This window comes from Tianxiuia mixotrophica, assembly GCF_050596425.1.
Taxonomy (GTDB): domain Bacteria; phylum Bacillota; class Clostridia; order Peptostreptococcales; family Acidaminobacteraceae.
Genome location: NZ_CP192292.1, coordinates 3,077,535 through 3,095,581 on the forward strand (window position 1 = coordinate 3,077,535; position 18,047 = coordinate 3,095,581).

11 protein-coding genes are annotated in these 18,047 nt (G+C 39.6%); 5 read left to right on the forward strand and 6 right to left on the reverse strand.

Features of this window, described 5'->3' with window-relative positions:
* Window positions 1-106 precede the first annotated feature (106 nt).
* The 3 genes from ACQ4KW_RS13520 (at window position 107) to ACQ4KW_RS13530 (ending at window position 3,875) form a co-directional block, all read left to right on the forward strand.
* Entirely contained in the window at window positions 107-1,774 is a 1,668-nt protein-coding gene (locus tag ACQ4KW_RS13520; protein ID WP_430883012.1) for a 2-oxoacid:acceptor oxidoreductase subunit alpha, read from the forward strand.
* Window positions 1,775-2,668: a thiamine pyrophosphate-dependent enzyme gene (locus tag ACQ4KW_RS13525; protein ID WP_430883013.1), complete on the forward strand. Its 894-nt coding sequence runs from the start codon at window positions 1,775-1,777 to the stop codon at window positions 2,666-2,668. It abuts the gene before it with no gap.
* A 160-nt stretch (window positions 2,669-2,828) separates the two neighbouring features.
* Window positions 2,829-3,875, forward strand: coding sequence for an ArsR/SmtB family transcription factor (locus ACQ4KW_RS13530; RefSeq protein ID WP_430883014.1), 1,047 nt, complete (start codon window positions 2,829-2,831; stop codon window positions 3,873-3,875).
* Between the two features lie 105 nt (window positions 3,876-3,980).
* Here ACQ4KW_RS13530 and ACQ4KW_RS13535 read toward each other — a convergent pair whose 3' ends face one another.
* Together ACQ4KW_RS13535 and ACQ4KW_RS13540 are read right to left on the reverse strand one after the other, a co-directional pair.
* Window positions 3,981-7,088 (reverse strand): efflux RND transporter permease subunit, encoded by a 3,108-nt coding sequence (locus tag ACQ4KW_RS13535; RefSeq protein WP_430883015.1) that lies wholly within the window; start codon window positions 7,086-7,088, stop codon window positions 3,981-3,983.
* A gap of 2 nt (window positions 7,089-7,090) precedes the next feature.
* Window positions 7,091-8,227: an efflux RND transporter periplasmic adaptor subunit gene (locus ACQ4KW_RS13540; protein ID WP_430883016.1), complete on the reverse strand. Its 1,137-nt coding sequence runs from the start codon at window positions 8,225-8,227 to the stop codon at window positions 7,091-7,093.
* A gap of 292 nt (window positions 8,228-8,519) precedes the next feature.
* Here ACQ4KW_RS13540 and ACQ4KW_RS13545 point away from each other — a divergent pair, with 292 nt between their 5' ends.
* Both ACQ4KW_RS13545 and ACQ4KW_RS13550 read left to right on the forward strand, forming a co-directional pair.
* Window positions 8,520-9,230 (forward strand): response regulator transcription factor, encoded by a 711-nt coding sequence (locus ACQ4KW_RS13545; protein ID WP_430883017.1) that lies wholly within the window; start codon window positions 8,520-8,522, stop codon window positions 9,228-9,230.
* Entirely contained in the window at window positions 9,223-10,683 is a 1,461-nt protein-coding gene (locus ACQ4KW_RS13550; RefSeq protein ID WP_430883018.1) for an ATP-binding protein, read from the forward strand. The genes ACQ4KW_RS13545 and ACQ4KW_RS13550 overlap by 8 nt, the downstream gene beginning before the upstream one ends.
* A 60-nt stretch (window positions 10,684-10,743) precedes the next feature.
* On the opposite strand, the gene ACQ4KW_RS13555 is transcribed toward ACQ4KW_RS13550, so the two are convergent.
* The 4 genes from ACQ4KW_RS13555 to ACQ4KW_RS13570 all read right to left on the reverse strand — a co-directional run bounded on the left by ACQ4KW_RS13555 (window position 10,744) and on the right by ACQ4KW_RS13570 (window position 17,824).
* Window positions 10,744-12,771 carry a diguanylate cyclase domain-containing protein gene (locus ACQ4KW_RS13555; protein ID WP_430883019.1) on the reverse strand — a complete coding sequence of 676 codons (2,028 nt, stop codon included), beginning with the start codon at window positions 12,769-12,771 and terminating at the stop codon, window positions 10,744-10,746.
* Between the two features lie 17 nt (window positions 12,772-12,788).
* Window positions 12,789-13,997, reverse strand: a complete 1,209-nt coding sequence (locus ACQ4KW_RS13560; RefSeq protein WP_430883020.1) for an ROK family transcriptional regulator — start codon at window positions 13,995-13,997, stop codon at window positions 12,789-12,791.
* A 154-nt stretch (window positions 13,998-14,151) separates the two neighbouring features.
* Complete coding sequence (locus ACQ4KW_RS13565) at window positions 14,152-15,735, reverse strand: DUF3369 domain-containing protein (RefSeq protein WP_430883021.1); 1,584 nt, start codon at window positions 15,733-15,735, stop codon at window positions 14,152-14,154.
* The gene (locus ACQ4KW_RS13570) at window positions 15,728-17,824 is read right to left on the reverse strand and encodes a sensor histidine kinase (protein ID WP_430883022.1); all 2,097 of its coding nucleotides are present in this window, start codon (window positions 17,822-17,824) and stop codon (window positions 15,728-15,730) included. Before ACQ4KW_RS13570 ends, ACQ4KW_RS13565 begins: the two co-directional genes overlap by 8 nt.
* Between the last annotated feature and the right edge of the window lie 223 nt (window positions 17,825-18,047).

The following is an 18,047-nucleotide window of genomic DNA, read 5'->3' on the forward strand; positions in this document are numbered from 1 at the left end:
GTTAAGTAATAATTAGTGATTTTTTCATAATAGGTCTTGTAAACATACACTATTTTGGTATACTATAATCAATCAAATGAGAATCGTTATCAACGAGGTGATAAAAATGATCAAGAATTTACTCATTGGCGGCACAGCCGGTCATGGCATTAACACGCTTTCCTACTTTCTAGTAAGAATACTAAGAGACCAGGGATACCACATTCACACAATGAAGGACTATATGTCAAGAGTCCGTGGTGGCGCCAATTTTACACAAGTACGTTTTGGCAACGAACCCATATCAAGTCACGATCCCAAGATCGACCTGATTGTTGCTTTGAATCAAGAAGCCGTAAACTTACACAGTTCCAAACTTCATGAGAATGGATATTTAATTTGTGATACAAATGTAGAAACAAATGTTAAAAATGTTATCCGTGTCCCTATTAAAGAAATTGGAGCCAACAATAAAAATCCAAGAGGTATTTCATCTATAGCCGTTGGTGCTATTGTGAAAGCCATTGGTCTTAATGAAAAAGAACTTGAAAAAATCAGCATTCCAAAATGGCCAGAAGAAATGCGTAAAAAGAACTATGACACAGCCCTAGAAGCCTTTAATGCATCAAAGAAAATCTTTGAACCAATAGAGGCCGAAAAATCAGAATCTTTATACATGTCAGGCAACCAAGCCATTGCACTTGGAGCACTGGCTGGCGGACTAGATTTCTACTGCGCCTACCCTATGGCTCCATCCACTGGCGTTATGACTACACTTAGCCAGTATGAAGCTAAAGCAGGCATATTGGTTGAACAGGCAGAAGATGAAATTGCTGCAATGAATACTGTAATCGGTGCCTCAGCCACTGGTGCACGTTCTATGACAGGATCTTCTGGTGGCGGTCTGGCCCTAATGGTTGAAGCACTAGGCTTTGCAGGTATTGGTGAAGTTCCAATAGTGGCTGTAGACGTCCAGCGACCTGGACCAGGTACCGGTCTACCTACAAGAACTGAACAAAGTGACTTAAGTTTTGTTCTTACTGCCCCCCAAGGGGAAATGCCAAGAATGATTATTTCTGTAAAAGACGTTGAAGACGCTTTTTATCAGTCAGCCCGTGCCCTAAACATCGCTGAAACATATCGACTTCCAGTGATTCTTTTAAGTGACCAGTACTTGGCTGACATGGCTCAAACATTTGTTGAGCCTGATCTGAATAGTCTTCAAATCAACACTCTCATAGATGATAAAAAGGATCTTAATGACCTTTATAAAATCTATGACCTCAGTGCATCATTGACACCACGAATGTTGCCAGGTCAGAGTGGCTCAACACTGACCTTTGTAGACAGTCACGAACATGATGAAGTTGGTCACATTACAGAAGATGCCAAACTTCGTACAGACATGATGCATAGAAGAATGAAGAAAATGGAATTGCTCAAAAAAGAACTTCAAGAACCAGATTACTTTGGTCCAAGTTCTGCTGAAACCATTTTAATCGGATGGGGTTCCATGAAAGGGGCTCTAAAAGATGCCGTTGACCTTCTAAACAAGGAAGGCCACAGAGTAGGTGCCCTTGTATTTGGTGACCTCTTCCCGCTTCCTGAGAAGAAACTTCGGTCCTATGCAACAACTGCGAAGAAATTAATCAATGTAGAAATGAACTATACAGGTCAGTTGGCTCGTCTCATTCGTATGGAGACAGGTATTGACATGGATGAAAGTATACTGAAATTTGATGGTCGACAGCTTAATTTCAGAGAAGTGGCTGACCAAGTGAAGGAGTTGATCTAAATGACTCAAATCGAAATCAATGGTGGAAATGACAAAAAAACTAAAAATAGATTTGACAATAACGTTGAAAACACTTGGTGCCCGGGTTGCGGAAACTTCGGTATTCAAAATGCAATCAAAGACGCTCTGAATGATATGGATTTAAACCCTGAAGATGTTCTTTTGGTATCGGGGATTGGACAGGCTGCTAAAATGCCTCACTATATTAAGGCCAATGGTCTAAATGGCTTGCACGGTCGAGGGCTTCCCCTCGCCTTTGGAGCCTATGTGGCCAATCCTGACCTGAAGATTTTTCTTTCAACAGGTGACGGTGATGCTTACGGTGAAGGCGGAAACCACTTTATCCACAACATTAGACGCAACTTAGACATTGTCCATATGGTGCATGACAACCAGGTGTATGGCCTTACAAAGGGTCAGGCATCACCTACCACAGCTAAGGGGCAAAAAACCACACTGCAAGTACGTGGCGTGCGTCTTAACCCACTCAATCCCGTGGCTATGGCTGTTTCCATAGGTGCAAGTTTTGTAGCAAGAGCTTTCTCTGGTGATCAAGACCACCTTAAAGAAATCATTAAACAAGCTATGGACCATAAGGGGTATGCCCTTATTGACATCATGCAACCTTGCGTGACGTTCAATAAAGTTAATACCTACAAATGGTATAAGGACCGCATTTATCAACTCCCTGAAGATTATGATCCAACAAACATGCAAACCGCATTTGCCAAGGCTCTGGAATGGGGCGATGATGGCATACCTGTTGGTGTTATATACAAGAATGATCAGCCAACTTATTTAGAACGGGTTGATCATTTGAAGGATTTTAAACCTTTAGCTAAGCGAAACAGAACCCCAATGGATATTCATACTATCCTAGACAGTTTTAAATAACAAGCCTACACCAACTTAATCAAGATTAGTTTAGAATTCCTACGTATGTTTATACGTAGGAATTTCTTATTGCACGTTTGATTTTTTTGTTATAATTAGCTTGTATGTTACTTGAACTTTCAAGGTTCAGGTTCAAAATCATAGCAAAAGGGGTTTTAAAATGTTTGGGTTAAAAACTAATTCAGCTATAGAAATGCTCGCATCTATGGCTCGTTACGCCAGAAGAGCACAATATGAGCTGAGCTCGGAGCAAAAGCGCTATCAACTAGACACGTATATCGAGTCTTACATGGGCCAGATAGAGCAAAAGCTCCCTCGAATCGTCCGCAATGAAATCGACAATTTTTTCATAGCTTACCGCGGCATCGAACGTATTTCCATAAGACACATCCATGAAAATGATATTCAATCACCTCAAGCTTTTGTGGAGTATTTCAAGGGTCTGACACCGCAGGATATTATTGATATTGCGGCCAAAGCCCTTCACCTGTCACTGGATGAAATTAAGCATATTAGTTACCAGGGCCTGCTTATCCACTTGGGTCATCTGCCTATCACAGATGATGCCAGTCTCGATGAAGAGGCACAAATGTACTACCATTTCTTCAAATATCCCGAGCTGACAAAACAAAGGCTGGATATTTTATTTGAAACATACTACAATGACTTTTTCCAGTATATCGAAAATGCCGTTATGCTCCATCTTGAAGAAGTTAAGAGTCACCACATGGACTATGTGAATGACGATCTTGAAGCCTATCTGGGGGCACTCTTTAAGAGCAGTGGCCAAATCCCAGAAAACATGTCAGAAGGTATGGCATACATCAGTTATTTCTATGAGCTTGATGCCCATGCCATTAATGAATCTGGCAATATTTTCATTTACGGCTTCGCTCTTGAAAACCGATTCAATGAGCAAGAGCGCAAAAAGAACACAGAAGATCTACTCAAAGCCCTTTCTGATCCAAAGCGTATTGAAATCCTCCGCTTAATTGGAAAGAAAAGATGGTACAGCAAGGAACTTGCTGAGTACTTTAATCTAGCTAAGGGCACAATGTCATACCACATTAACAAACTACTTGGTATGGGCATTATCAGAGAGACCTCTGGCGAGTTCAATCGTGTCTATTACAGTGTTGATGAAGAACGTTTAACGGTTCTATTTGAAGAAGCTTTAGATGATCTACTCAACAAGAATGAACTTTAAAAACAACAAAAGCCTTGGCGGTATATTCATATCGCCAAGGCTTTTCTTTATGCAAATTTCTAGGATTTTAAATAAACATGTCAGCAGTTTTTTAAAACGCCTTTTTTATACTTCCACAACAGCTTGAGGTGATTTGTTTTCTTTTTTCTTTCTCGCTCTTGAAACTTTATTAACCAAATCATCTGCAATCGTATATAGAACTGGTATGAAAACTAAGGTTAATAAGGTTGATAGAAGAAGACCACCAACAACAAACCGAGCCATAGGTGCCATAGATTCTGAACCCTCTCCGAGAGCCATAGCCATAGGAACCAGGCCTAAAACTGTTGTCATTGTTGTCATTAGGATTGGTCGCAGTCTAATTGGACCAGCTGACATGATAGCTTCCAGCCTGCTTTCGCCTCTTTCACGACGCAGGTTGATGGCATCCACAAGTACAATCGCGTTGTTTACAACAATCCCCGCCAACATGATCATACCAATCATTGCCGGTACACTCATAGGTGTTCCAGTCACAGCGAGACCAATCAATCCACCTGACATGGCAAGCGGCACAGAGAACATGATAACAAAAGGCTGAACCAAAGACTCGAACTGTGATGCAATAATCATGTAAACCAGCACAACTGATAGCAACAAAGCGAGTATCAAGCTGGTAAAGGATTCTTGCATTTCTTCTGCTTGACCGCCAATATCATAGCTATAACCTGCTGGCATATTATAATTTTCTAAAACAGACACAATGTCCCTATTTACCGCTGATAAGTCTCGACCAAAGACATCGCCAGTAATACTTACATACCGTTCTTGATTGACTCTTGTAATGGCACTAGGCCCTTGCTCCACATTGATTTCTGCAACTTGACTCAGAGGCACAGAAACCCCGAGCGGACTGATTAGGGCTGTGTCCTGCAGACTTTCGAACTGACGTCCTTCTTCTAGCTTACTCTTAATAACAATATCAATTTCCTCTTCATTGAGTTTGATTCGAGAAGCTGTGATCCCTTCAATTCGGCCCTTAACCATACTGGAAACTGCACCACTTGTAAGACCGTACTGGCCTGCCTTCTCACGATTAATCTTTAGTTGAACTTCAGGCAGTCCGTCTTCAAGGGAACTTTCAATCTCTCTTGCTCCCTCAACCATTTTTATTTCTTCTACCAAATCTTCAGAGATGGCACGTAGGGTGTCCATGTTTTCGCCTTTTATTTGCACATCAATCATTGATCCACCAGCCATCATGCCCCCTTCATTGGTTACCTGTATTTCAGCACCAGAGACTTGATTCAGCTGTGTACGAATAATATCAGCAATTTCTCTATCCGTACGTTCCCTGTCCTCGAGGGAAATGAGTTCAATGTTTATGGTCGCACTATTTGAAGACGTTGTTCCAGTAATAGAACTCATACGATCACCAAAGCCTGTGCTTGATAAAATCGAATGGACATCCTGTCCAACTTCATTTAATATAGACGCCTCAATATTGTCAACGTAAAGTTGCGTTTTTTCTAAAGCACTTCCTTCTGGCAGCTTAATAGACACCGTGATTTGTCCTGCATCTTGCGATGGGAAGAACTCCGCACCAACCACGCCAATAAGCCCCATACTCACTATGAATATAGCCAGGGTTGCACCAACAATTGTTTTTCTATGATTCATTGAAAACTCAAGGAGTTTCTTATACTTCTTTTCAACTGCCCTAAAGATACCTGCCTTTTTTTCACCGGTTTTAAGAACACTTGTGTTTGTGGCCAGAAGTTTTGATGATAGCATAGGCACGAGTGTTAAGGCTATAAAAAGAGATGCCAGAAGAGACATAACAACTGTCAAACTAAAATCTCTAAAGAGTATGCTGACCATGCCCTCAACAAAGGTGAGTGGCAAGAAAACAACTATTGTTGTCAATGTCGAAGCAAATATGGCATTTCGAACCTCGTTTGCCCCTCTGATTGAAGCTGTTTTGGCTTCGACCCCTTCTGTTCTATACCTGAATATGTTTTCAAGCACAACAATGGAATTATCAACAAGCATGCCCACACCAAGGGTCAGCCCCCCTAGAGTCATCATGTTTAAGGTGATGCCATTGTAGTAAATCAGAATAAATGTTGCTATTACTGAAATTGGAATAGACAGACCAATAACTATGGTCGATTTAAAATGACGCAGGAACATATATAGAATAACGACGGCCAACAGCCCCCCTAAAAGGGCTGACTGTACAACATTATCAATGGCGTTTTCCACATTGGTTGCTGTGTCGCTGAATATTTCTAAATCTGACCCCTGAAGTTCATTTTGTATGCTCTTTATCTCTTTACGCAGTTCACGTGCCACTTCAACAGTGTTGGCATCTGATGACTTCTGGATAGAAATATTAATAGTTCTTTCCCCATCACGATGAACCATGCCATTTGCTTCTTTAGGTGTTAAGCGCACATCTGCAATTTCTTCCAGTCGCGCCTGTCCACCTCGAGGCAGAGAAACGACTAGAGACTGAATTTCCTGAACTGACTCAAATTCGCCAACCTGTCTTATATTCAGTTCTAGGGCCCCCTTATTCATATTGCCAAGAGGGGTATTGAAGTTTTCAGAGCCAATAACTTGCGCAAGTTGCCCTGCTGTTAAACCGTATCCTGATAAAACTTCCTCAGAAACATTAATGAGAACTTCCTGTTCTTCCCCACCTGTGACCGAAACCGACGCAACGCCACCTATTCTTTCAAGCTTTGGAGACACAACGTCTTCAGCGATTTGTTCCAACTCGCTTATACTTTTTTCACCACTAAGGGTCAAACTCATAATTGGCATAGCGTTTATGTCCAGTTTAAGGACCATGGGCTCGTTGGCATCTTCTGGGAGAAAGCCTTTGATTCGGTCCACACTTTCCCTTATATCTATGGCTTTCATATCCATATCTGTTCCAAAATCAAACTCAAGTACAGTTATGGCTGACCCATTTAACGCATTGGTTGTAATGCGTTCCAAGCCTTCTAATGTTGCCAAGCTGTCTTCAATAGGCTTGCCAATCATTTTTTCTACTTCCTTAGGACCTGCACCTTCAAACTGTGTTACAACAAGCGCTACAGGTAGTTCAATACTTGGAAAAAGATCCACTGCCAGCATGCTTAATGATACCCCGCCCATAATAACTATGATCAGGGTCACCATAATAACGGTAATTGGTCTTTTTACAGATACTTTTGAAATATCCAAGATCACTCACCCCCGTTAATATTTAGAGGCGTTCCATCTTCAATAAACTGCTGTCCCTCTATAACCAGTTCGTCTCCAGGCTCAAGTCCACTATTAATGACAGTGTACTCACCATTGTCAAAACCGGTTTCCACATATTGAAGCTTTGCAACACCATTTTCACTCACATACACAACTTTTCCATCTGTCCTATCCAGTATAGCTGTTGATGGTACGACTATGGCTTGTGAAGCCTCCGAAATATTGAGTTTTACATCAACAAACATCCCTGGCTTTACCAGGTGATCTGGGTTATCAAATACAACGCGTACAGGAAATAACCTTGTCTGAAGGTCTGCTGCAGGGCTGACCCAGTCAATAGTGCCTTCGATAAGTTCAGAAGAAACTGCTGGTACAAGACCTTGAATCTTCTCACCTTTTTTCAAATTTCCAATAACGTTTTCTGCCACTTGAATATCCACATAGACCTTATCCATATTGATAACATCAGCAACATGTTGTCCTGCACCAATGGACTGACCTGCTTGAATGTTCAGTACCGAAACCACACCACTGATAGGTGCTTTCATGTCAGCGTCATTCATTTGGTCCCTAGCTTGTTCAAGGGCAATCTTAGCCTGTGACAATTGCACTTTCGCCGATTCAAGACCAGCCGTACTGGCTTGAAGTTCAGCTTGTTCCAGTTGGGATTTGGAAACCGCAGCCCCATTTGGATTTTCGTATAGTGCCTTCATACGCTCATATGATTTCACAGCCAAGTCATTTTGTTCTTTCATAGACTCAACCTGATGCTGTGCCGCTTGCAAAGACAACTGAGCATTTCTTAAAGAACGCTCTACACTTTCCTTGTCTAGCTTATATAGCACGTCGTTTTCATTTACAGAGTCACCCACTTGAACAGGAACATCCATAATTTCTCCAGGAATAGAAGACGCCAAATGAACAATATTCACCGGTGAAAGAACGCCATTATACGATAGGGTTCTATCTAGGTCTCCGCTTTCAATTAATATTGTTTGTACAGATTGCTCTTTCAGAGCTAAACTTTGTACTGTTTCTTTTGCATCAGCTTGACCGCAAGCTGATAATGTGGTCATTAAAATAGCTGAAACTGCAATCACAGCGATTTTTTTACGCATATTAACCCTCCAGTATATTCATAATCTCATTTCCATTACTATATTACCTTCAAAGATTGAAGTGCCCATTATCCAATTCTTAATAATTCTTAAATTAAAATGCTTTTTCTTCATATCTCCCCCGCCTTAAAGCCTCATAAAATCATTTAACCACGCCTTATGGTATAATTGCGGTCTGAAACTGTCATAGCATCTAATATAAAATTAGAAATTATAAACTTTTATGTTTATTGTGAAAGTGTTAAAGTAAAAGTGGATAATTTTGTGGTTATAAGAAACTTTGGAGGGACATATGTCAAGGGAACTGATTCATATAGTAGAAGATGAAGTTGAAATTGCTGAGCTCATACGTGATTATTTGGAAGACGAAGGCTTCAGGGTCAGTCATTCTATTGACGGCCAACAAGGGCTAGAAAAGTTTCACGCCGAAAAACCAGACTTGGTCGTACTCGATTTAATGCTGCCTAAAATGGATGGATTTGAGGTCTGCAGACTCATGAGAAAGGATTCTGAAATCCCCGTTATTATACTAAGTTCAAAAAACACGGATATGGACAAGGTTCTTGCTCTAGGTATTGGGGCTGATGACTATGTCACAAAACCCTTTAGTCCTATTGAACTCCTTGCCCGCATTAAAGCACATCTTCGTCGGTCTGTAAAAAACGGCTCTCCTACCATAACAAACTCAAATGCGCTTGAGTTTGGAAACTTGCGAATTGATAGTTCAGCTTATACCGTTCACTTAAATGGTCAGCTTGTGGGTATGACCAACAAAGAATTTGAACTTTTAAAACTTTTAGCTCAAAACCCAAATCAGGTTTTGACCAAGGATCAAATTATAAACGCTGTCTGGGGAAACAACTATTATGGCGATGACAACACAATCCCCGTTCACATAAGAAAAATACGTGAAAAGATTGAAGCCGATCCAAGCCATCCTAAATATATCTTGACTGTATGGGGCGTTGGATACAGGTTCACAGGAGGCAGTCCAGATGAATAAACTCCTTGTTCGTGTCTATCTCTTCCTACTCATCATGGTGGCCTTTGCCCTGATTCACGTGGGATCAATTCAGACACAAATTATGGTTGAAGGTTCATTTTGGGGTTATGAAGTCATTGAAAAAAACGAGCTTCATATGTTCTATCAACATCTTAATGAAATTCTTAGAACACGCTTTATTACAGACAGCAAAAGCTATGATGAAATTATGTCCTCCACTTTAGAAGAACTTACCAGGGAGTTTGAAGTTGGAAACACCATTGAGCTTGTCGCTGTCTATGATGATGATGGCAACTGGTTGGAGGGGTCAAACACAAGTATTGATATGGACCAGTCCACAATACTTGGGACAGGTTATATTGATAAATTTCTAAGGGTTGTCGCTCCCCCAGAAGAGATAAAACCTCTAATGCATATTCGGGGCGAAACAACAGATGGTATTGGAATAACTTTTGTAGGCAAGGCCGACGAAAAAGCGCGATCCCTCTTAAATGCTTATTCTCAAAAAACATATAAATTAAATATATGGTCTATTGTCATTGCAATTATGATTGCCTTTTTACCCATTGGACTCTTCTTTTATTTTAACTATATACGTCCGCTTGATAAGCTTCAAAACGCTGCAAACGCTATTGCCAAAGGGCAACTGGATGTCAACATTGAATCAAGAGGTCTTGATGAAATAAAAGATTTCTCAAAGGCTTTCGAAAACATGCGTCATGAGCTTGAAGAAAGTCGAAAGCGTGAAAATAAGGTTTTAGAGAATCGTCAGCAGCTTATAACAAATATCTCCCACGACCTGCGTACGCCCATCACATCAATATCAGGTTATGTGGAAGGCTTGCTCGACGGTAAGGGGAAAAACCCAGAACGTATGGAGCGCTACCTTAGAACCATTAAATCTAAAACAGAATATCTTAATGGTATGATCAACGACCTATTCTTATTCTCCCAACTTGATATGGATGGCTACTCTCTGGAACTTGTTGAATATGATAGTGCTGAACTCATGGAAAAACTCATGGAGCCTATTGAGCTCTGGCTTGATGATGGCGATTTTACCCTGGTTATTCAAAAGCCTTATCCCAAGGTCCCTATTAAAGTGGACTACACCCGCTTGTCACAGGTTATTGAAAACATCGTCCAAAACAGCATAAAGTATTCCGAGCCAAATGGTAGACTGGAAATATACACATATATAAAGAATCATCATTTTGTGATTTCCTTTAAAGACAAGGGCATTGGCATTAAAAAGGAATCTATCCCCTATATATTTGATGCCTTTTATCGAGAAGATAAAAGCAGGACTCAAAGTATTGGCGGAGCAGGACTTGGTCTATCTATTTGCAAAAAAATCGTTGATCTCCATGAAGGGTATCTCCTCATTGACAGCGAATATGGCAGTGGCACACAAGTGGATGTTTTTCTGCCCCTTGAGGCCAAGTTAAATTAAAAATTATACAATAAAAAATTCTACAATAAAAAAACGTGCAGAATTTTCTGCACGTTTTTGTTAAGCTTTACTCACAGTATGGGTCTTATTTTGACTGAGTTTCATATGGTACATTCTTTCATCAGCGATTTTCACAAGGGTTTCATAGTCAGCGGAATCCGCTTTGTAATAGGCAGCACCATAACTGAACCGACAATAAATGTTTCGTTCCTCTGTTTCAATCGGATTTTCCAGTAGGTCAATCGCCAGACCATCCAATCGTTTCTTAAGATTTTCCTCATCGATTTCATGGAAGACACCAATAAATTCATCTCCGCCAAATCTCGCCAAAATATCCGATGCCCTGGTTAAGGCCTTCAGCCTCAATGCAAAGCCTCTTATAAGTGCATCTCCCTCAAGGTGACCATAGGTGTCATTGATTTCCTTAACGCCATTTAGATCAAACATTACAAGGGCAAAAACATCTCCATAGCGGCTGGCTTTTGCTTCCATTGTCTGATAGTATTCTTCAAACCATCTTCTGTTAAAAACACTGGTTAACTTATCATACCTTGAAAGAAAAACAGCTTCATCCATTAAGGACTGTTTATTAATGGCCATTTCAAGTTGTGTCCTTAAAAAATCCACCATCATATAATCTTCTTCTTTAAATGCATTTTTTATAGGACTATCCAGATAAACCATTCCATACAGCTTGCCATTGTTGTAAATAGGTGTAGCGATTGTCGACATGGCTGGAAAAACTTCATTGAGCTGGGTTTCATAATATTTTACATCCGTCAGCCGTGAAATATCATTGATGATTTCCGTGCTCCGAATCTGACCATCTGTCTTTAAATACAAGAACGTTTCTTCAAGTGGAATTGAGAAATTATCCATTAAATCGTGGTCATAGCCCCTAAAGGCTCGTGCATGGAGCATGCCATTTTCATCAAGAATCAGAACACTGCCACGGTCTGCCATATCCACACTGTCAATGGCACCATCCAGAATGATATCATAAAGGATCCCAATATCATCAATTCCAAGTATGGACTGCGTCAAGAGAAGCATATCTTCTTTCATTCGGATCAGCTTACCGAGCTGACTCTCATATTGTTTCTGACTAGAAACGTCATATCCGCTCAGGAGTCTAACGACTCTGGACTCAAACTTCAAGTCAGTGACAACCAATTTGGTCCAAATTGGTTTCTTCTGCTTATTAATCATTCTCACTGTGTATTCCCGGACATCTTCTGAAATACCAGTCATCTTTTTCATTTTGTTTTCAAGAGCAACGGCATCTTCAAAATCCAGTAGATCAATCCAGTCCATATGTTCCAGTTCATCGCGTTTATATCCGGTCAACTGTATGGCACTCTTATTAGCATATGTAATTTTCCCCTGGTCTAAGACGAGAAGCGCAGTGGGAACATGGTTCATGAAAACTCTAAATTTGTGCTCACTCTCCATGAGTCTTTCTGTTAATATATCTCTAAATGCAACTTCTTTCTCCAGTTGATCTCTCTGCTTTTTAATTTTTTCATTTTGATTATAGAATTTTATTTCTCTCTTTTGCTTATGTTCCGTGTAATACCATAGAACAATAAGAAGGACCAGAAGTGTCAGGAGTTGACCATCTGGAAGATTGCTCTCAGATTGCTGAGATATGATAGCGTATAAGTATATAATGCCTGATAATAGAGATGAAATACGAAAACCTTCTGCATCGACTATGAATAAGCCTATTAGTATTAAAACAAGCAGGTAGACTTCGTCGCCATAATTGATAATGGATCCATACCAGCTGTAAATGGCACTTAAAAACAAAGTCAAAAATACACTCATTCGAAAATAAGCATCCTGACCGACTTCCAAAACAACAATTACAGCAGCTGTTAAAAATATGCAGACAAACAAAAACAGCATTTCCGACTGATAAATCTGCCCGGACCGAATAAAATGTACCAGTGCAAGAAAAACCTGCAGAAACATGAACACGAGCAAAATTCTCTTTAAATACACCTGATTATTCGATATTCGCATGGCCTCATAAGACGGTGATGCTTCTTCTGTTTTTATTTTAAATAAAGCCCTGAGTTTATCCAAAAAACCACCGCTTTCTACTATATTTCCCCTTTCATCAGTCGATCTACAACAGCTGATCCTGCTCCAATCAATGCCTGATGACGCGGTAACCCACTTTCCCCAACGTACATTTGATACAAATTCTTATCTATACTGCTATGCGCCAAATACTTATTAATATTTCTATTCATAATATTATGGGCATCATATATACCTGAGATAAATATTTTTTCTGGATTGATCATATTGACAATGGCACCAAGACCACGCCCTACATAACGTCCGGTATCACGAATGACCTGCTGGGCAACCTGATCCCCTTGAAGGGCCATGTTATATATCATGTCTGCGTTGACATTGGCTAGGTCGTACTGGATGTACTCAAGCAACTTATTGATTTCTTTCTCTTCCAGTTTATTAATAAAACGTGTGACGATACCACTATAGGACGCAACGGCTTCAAAACACCCTGACTTTCCACAGGTGCACTTAACATTTTCTGTAGAAACCTTATGGTGACCCACGTTACAAGCCCCAAAATTAAAACCGCTATACAAGGCTCCATTCATATAAACGCCTGTGTAAATGCCCTCACCAATATGCACGTGGACAAAATTATCACAGTCCCCCCCTGTGCCGTATAGTTTTTCAGCAACTGCCATGGCTGAGCCCATGCCATTAATATAGACTTTGGTCTTAAAACGATCTTCCATAATCTTTCCAAATTCCACTTCACGCCACTGGAAATCACGCGCTCGCTGAACATATCCTGTTTCAGAATTGACATGGCCATCAATGGTACAGCCTATACCCAGTAGTATATCATTAGAAGTTTCGATAAGCTCTATTTCACGATCAAGAACTTGTCCTAGAACATCAAAAACAGCCCACAATTGTCTCCCCTTGTCATAGGCCAATGTGCGCATATTTGTGAAATGTCCATTCAGATCCATTCGTCCCACCCGCATACCATCTCGTTCAAGACTTATGGCAAGTATGGCAACTCTCTCTGTATTCAAATCCATCAAAGTTGGTTTGCGTCCACCTGTAGAAACACCTTCTCGTACAGCTTTAACAATGCCACGGTTTTCAAGATCCCTGCAATTCGATGATACAGTGGCTGCGTTGAGTCCTAATGTTCTTGATATATCCGCTTTGGAAATTGGTCCCATATCGCGTATAATATTAAGGATTGCCAAAGTATTTATTTCTTTCATTTTTTGCTTGTCCACTGTAAAGTAATTCATTTTGCCTCCAAAGCTAGAAATTCTTCCATCAAAATTTATTCTCATGTTTCTTTATTGAATAAATTAAGATGTGGGTTTATTATATCGTTACTTAAAGTGGAATTCAAGAAAAAATGAACCCCAAAAGCGTATACAACACTTGTGGGGATTCACCCTATGCATTTTTTGAGTATTCCTTGTCTTTCATCTCTTTTAATATGCTTTTTACATCATCCAAACTGTCTATAAATATTTTCACAAGGGTTGGATCAAATTTTCGACCGCTTTCAGCCTCTATATAAGCCACAGCCTTATTAATTGGCCAAGCCTCTTTATAAACCCGTTCATGACAAAGGGAATCAAAAACATCTGCCAGCGCAACGATACGGGCAATAAGTGGTATATCTTCCCCTTTTAGACCTTGGGGATAGCCACTGCCATCCCAATTTTCATGATGGTGGCGTGCAATTGTCGATGCGGCATCCATAAGCGTTAGCTTGGAATCCTTTAATATTTCATAGCCAATGTCCGTGTGTTTTTTAACATTTCCAAATTCTTCGTCAGTAAGCGGACCCGCTTTATTCAGTATATTCTCTGATATACCAATTTTGCCCACGTCGTGCATGGGCGCCGCCATTCTAATCATATCAGCTTCTTGCTCTGTTAAACCAAACTTTATAGCAAGCAAATAGGTCATTTCCGCAACACGTCTTACGTGATTGGCTGTTTCTTTTGATCGACTTTCAACAACTTCACCAAGTCGGTATATGACTTCCTTTTGTGTGCTTAGTATTCTCTCGTTTAGATACACATTGTCAAATGCAACACTAATATTTGTGCTAAATAAGTTGATGAGTTCCCTATCTATATTAGAAATTTCTTTGACCCCTTTGAAAACAATATAATTCTCAATTTCCCCAAGGCTTTTATAGTAACCTACAAATATATTCTCACGAAAAACCGGTGCTTTTTTATCCTTGGCTTCTTGTATACATTCCATAATTTCTTCATTGGCCACTTCATTGATTTCTTTATCAACATACTCTTCAAACTCTCCACAACCAGCAAGTACGATTAAATGTCCATTCTTTTTTGCTGCAGCCATTCCAGAGGGTTGCCTGTAATAAATGGCCTCATCCTCAAGTCCATACATTGAAATCATTTGCATAATAAGACCTGCTGTAAACTGTTTTAATGAGTTGATCTCAAACAGTCTATTAGAAGCCTCTACAATTTTATGAAGACCTTGTCTATTCTTTTCAATAATAACAAGATCTTTATAGGACCTTAGAGCCGAAACAAGTGACGTAAACAACTTTTGAACGGTTAACTCTGTTTTTGTTTTATAGTCATTGATGTCATAATCTATTATAACCCTTTCCTCTGGCGCTTGACCCGGCTGACCCGTTCTAAGAATAATTCTAAGGAGGTTGTTTTGAAGGTCTTCTCTAATGTATCTGACGAGTTGAAGGCCTGCATCTTCTTCTTCCATAACCACATCTAAAAATACAACTGCGATGTCATCCACTTCATTGAGAATTTTCTTGGCTTCTTTACTAGAATACGCACTTATAAACGCAATCGCTTTGCCTTCAAACTTAAAATCATGAAGGACAAGTTTTGTGGTGTTATGGACGACGTCTTCATCGTCTACAATTAGAACCTTCCAAGGACTCACATCTTCTTGGTCTCCTAAGTTTAAAGTCTCTGGCTCCTCGTCTTTAAAAACCAGAAGATCATCTCTATCATTATCAAACATTTGAGGTCACCTCCACTGCTGGAAATTCTAGTTTTACTCTTGTGCCTTCTCCTAATTCTGAATAAATGTGTACCTTTCCATTATAAATATCTTCTATGACTCTCTTAACATTGGTGAGCCCAATGCCTAGATACCCACTTTCTCTTTTTACAGTGAAAAACGGTTCAAAAACTTTATGAATGTTCTTCTCATTGATACCCAAACCATTATCTGTCACCTCAAGAATTATTCTACCTTCTTCTTGGTGTAGTTTGACCCCGATTTGACCTGTCTCTCTGTTCTCAAAGCCATGACACACACAATTGGATACAAGCTGAATAATAATATAAGTCAAGTAATTGGAATGACGTATGGTATGGAGGTCCTCATCTATGTTTATATCCAACTTAATATTCTGTCCGGCACTTTCAAACATAGCCAGTTCCACCGCATGTTGCACAGTGGTTAAGGTATTTTTTATATTTAGGCTTGCCCCTGCATCAAGGCTGATTTGATTCATGTCTATGAGCTGTTTGGTCTCTTTCATCCCCTGCAAGAGTCGTTCATTCATTTTTCCATAAGATAATTCAAAATTTTTAAAGTACATTTCTACATCAGAGCGTTTCATATCCCCTTTTTCATACATTTGCTTCAAATTGGTCATTCTCTCACCAAGGACCCCCAATTCAGCCATAAGTTCATTCTCATGAACCGCAGCCTTCATAAGACCCTTGGCATATATGTGATATTGTCTCAGGTATAGATCTATCTGAGTCATTTTCTCTTTAAGATTCTTAGACTCAAACAAACTTGCATTTTGATCTTGATACACTTTTTGGAGTTTATCTTGTAGATCTTCTTTTTCTTGTAGCAGTTCACTATATTCTTCTAACATTATGTTGCACTTTGTATTTGCAAGACTCAATTCTGAAGTCTTCTCAGCAACCAGTCTCTCTAAATCTTCATCTAGCATGCTTGTTAGTCTACCCTTCTCATCCACAAGAGACGTATTCATAATATGCTCTTTTTGTCTGAGATACCAAAGCATAATGATTGCAGATAATAGAAAGGCAACAAGGGCCACAGTCACTATAAGAGGCATAATTTCAAGAAGCGGTCCTGATGGTTTGTTAATGTAATGCGCCTTGTCAGGTAAGCGCTTTGTGTCTAAATTAAACTTTTTAAGCTCTAAATGGTCAAAATATAGTTCAGAATCTATTTGAAAGGTGTATGGTTGCCCCTGTAAGTGCGCAATAACATAATTGGCAGCAGCTTGACCATGGGCATAGCCATCTGTTAAATATCCGCCAACAATCCCCTGTCCCAGATAAAATTTCCACATACCATAAATAGGTGCAGGGCTTCGCTCATAGATTTTATGCAGCCCCTCATTATATGTATAACTTTTGCCTTGATCATCCACATTGAAGAGCAAGAGGATCACTGCATCATTTCTATCGAGTCCACTTAGCTTTTTCTCAATAGAATCCAGATTTGAAGACATATAAAATTCTATGTTTTGGGGTCCGTTAAAGCTTTTTACTGATTCTTTAACATTTTCAAGAACAGCCTTGCCAGTCACTGTTTCATCAGTGACTATAACAATTCTACTGTCATCACTATGAAGCAAAGAAACTAGATTTAAGGTTGATTCAATATCAATCCTCTCATAAATACCTTGATATCGGCTGGATAAATTCGTATTCTCACTGGTTGGGTTCAGTCCCACAAAAACGACTGGGGTCTGCCAAAAAAAATCTGAGTTTCGTGTTTTAACGTAGTCAAAAGCATTATTATCAGCTGTGACAATTAAGGAGAACTCTACATTTTCATACTTGCTTTCAAAATAAGTTGTAAATCTATCATAATCCAGTTCATCTTCACTGCGCTTTGTGTCCATATATTCTTCATAAACACGGATTGTTTCCCTATTTGCATCGATGGTTTGATAAAAACCCTCTGATATATTTCTTGTCCATATATTTTGAGGATCATAAGACTGTAAAAACAAAATATTATGCTTATACTCATCAGAAAAAGAGATACCAGGCGACAACATAAGTATCATTATCAATAGAATTATGCCCTTGCGTAGACTTACCATTCCCATGCCTTCACCTCTTTTTACCAGTCCTTACAACAATAAAACTCCAATCTATTACGACAGATTCTAGGTATTTTAATACCTTTTCATATTCATACCCTTAGAATTATCCCCCTACCAAATTTATACTTTCCAAAGGTTTATCCCATCCCCAATAAAGTTGTATAAAACACGGACTAAAACTCTATTAAAGAGCCCTTGGCCAATCATTTCCCATAAGTTTATAAGA

Coding starts and splice junctions, on each gene's coding strand:
- ACQ4KW_RS13570 (WP_430883022.1), bottom strand. CDS start 17,824: ATGGGAATGGTAAGTCTACGCAAGGGCATAATTCTATTGATAATGATA.
- ACQ4KW_RS13545 (WP_430883017.1), top strand. CDS start 8,520: ATGTCAAGGGAACTGATTCATATAGTAGAAGATGAAGTTGAAATTGCT.
- ACQ4KW_RS13550 (WP_430883018.1), top strand. CDS start 9,223: ATGAATAAACTCCTTGTTCGTGTCTATCTCTTCCTACTCATCATGGTG.
- ACQ4KW_RS13560 (WP_430883020.1), bottom strand. CDS start 13,997: ATGAATTACTTTACAGTGGACAAGCAAAAAATGAAAGAAATAAATACT.
- ACQ4KW_RS13540 (WP_430883016.1), bottom strand. CDS start 8,227: ATGCGTAAAAAAATCGCTGTGATTGCAGTTTCAGCTATTTTAATGACC.
- ACQ4KW_RS13565 (WP_430883021.1), bottom strand. CDS start 15,735: ATGTTTGATAATGATAGAGATGATCTTCTGGTTTTTAAAGACGAGGAG.
- ACQ4KW_RS13525 (WP_430883013.1), top strand. CDS start 1,775: ATGACTCAAATCGAAATCAATGGTGGAAATGACAAAAAAACTAAAAAT.
- ACQ4KW_RS13530 (WP_430883014.1), top strand. CDS start 2,829: ATGTTTGGGTTAAAAACTAATTCAGCTATAGAAATGCTCGCATCTATG.
- ACQ4KW_RS13520 (WP_430883012.1), top strand. CDS start 107: ATGATCAAGAATTTACTCATTGGCGGCACAGCCGGTCATGGCATTAAC.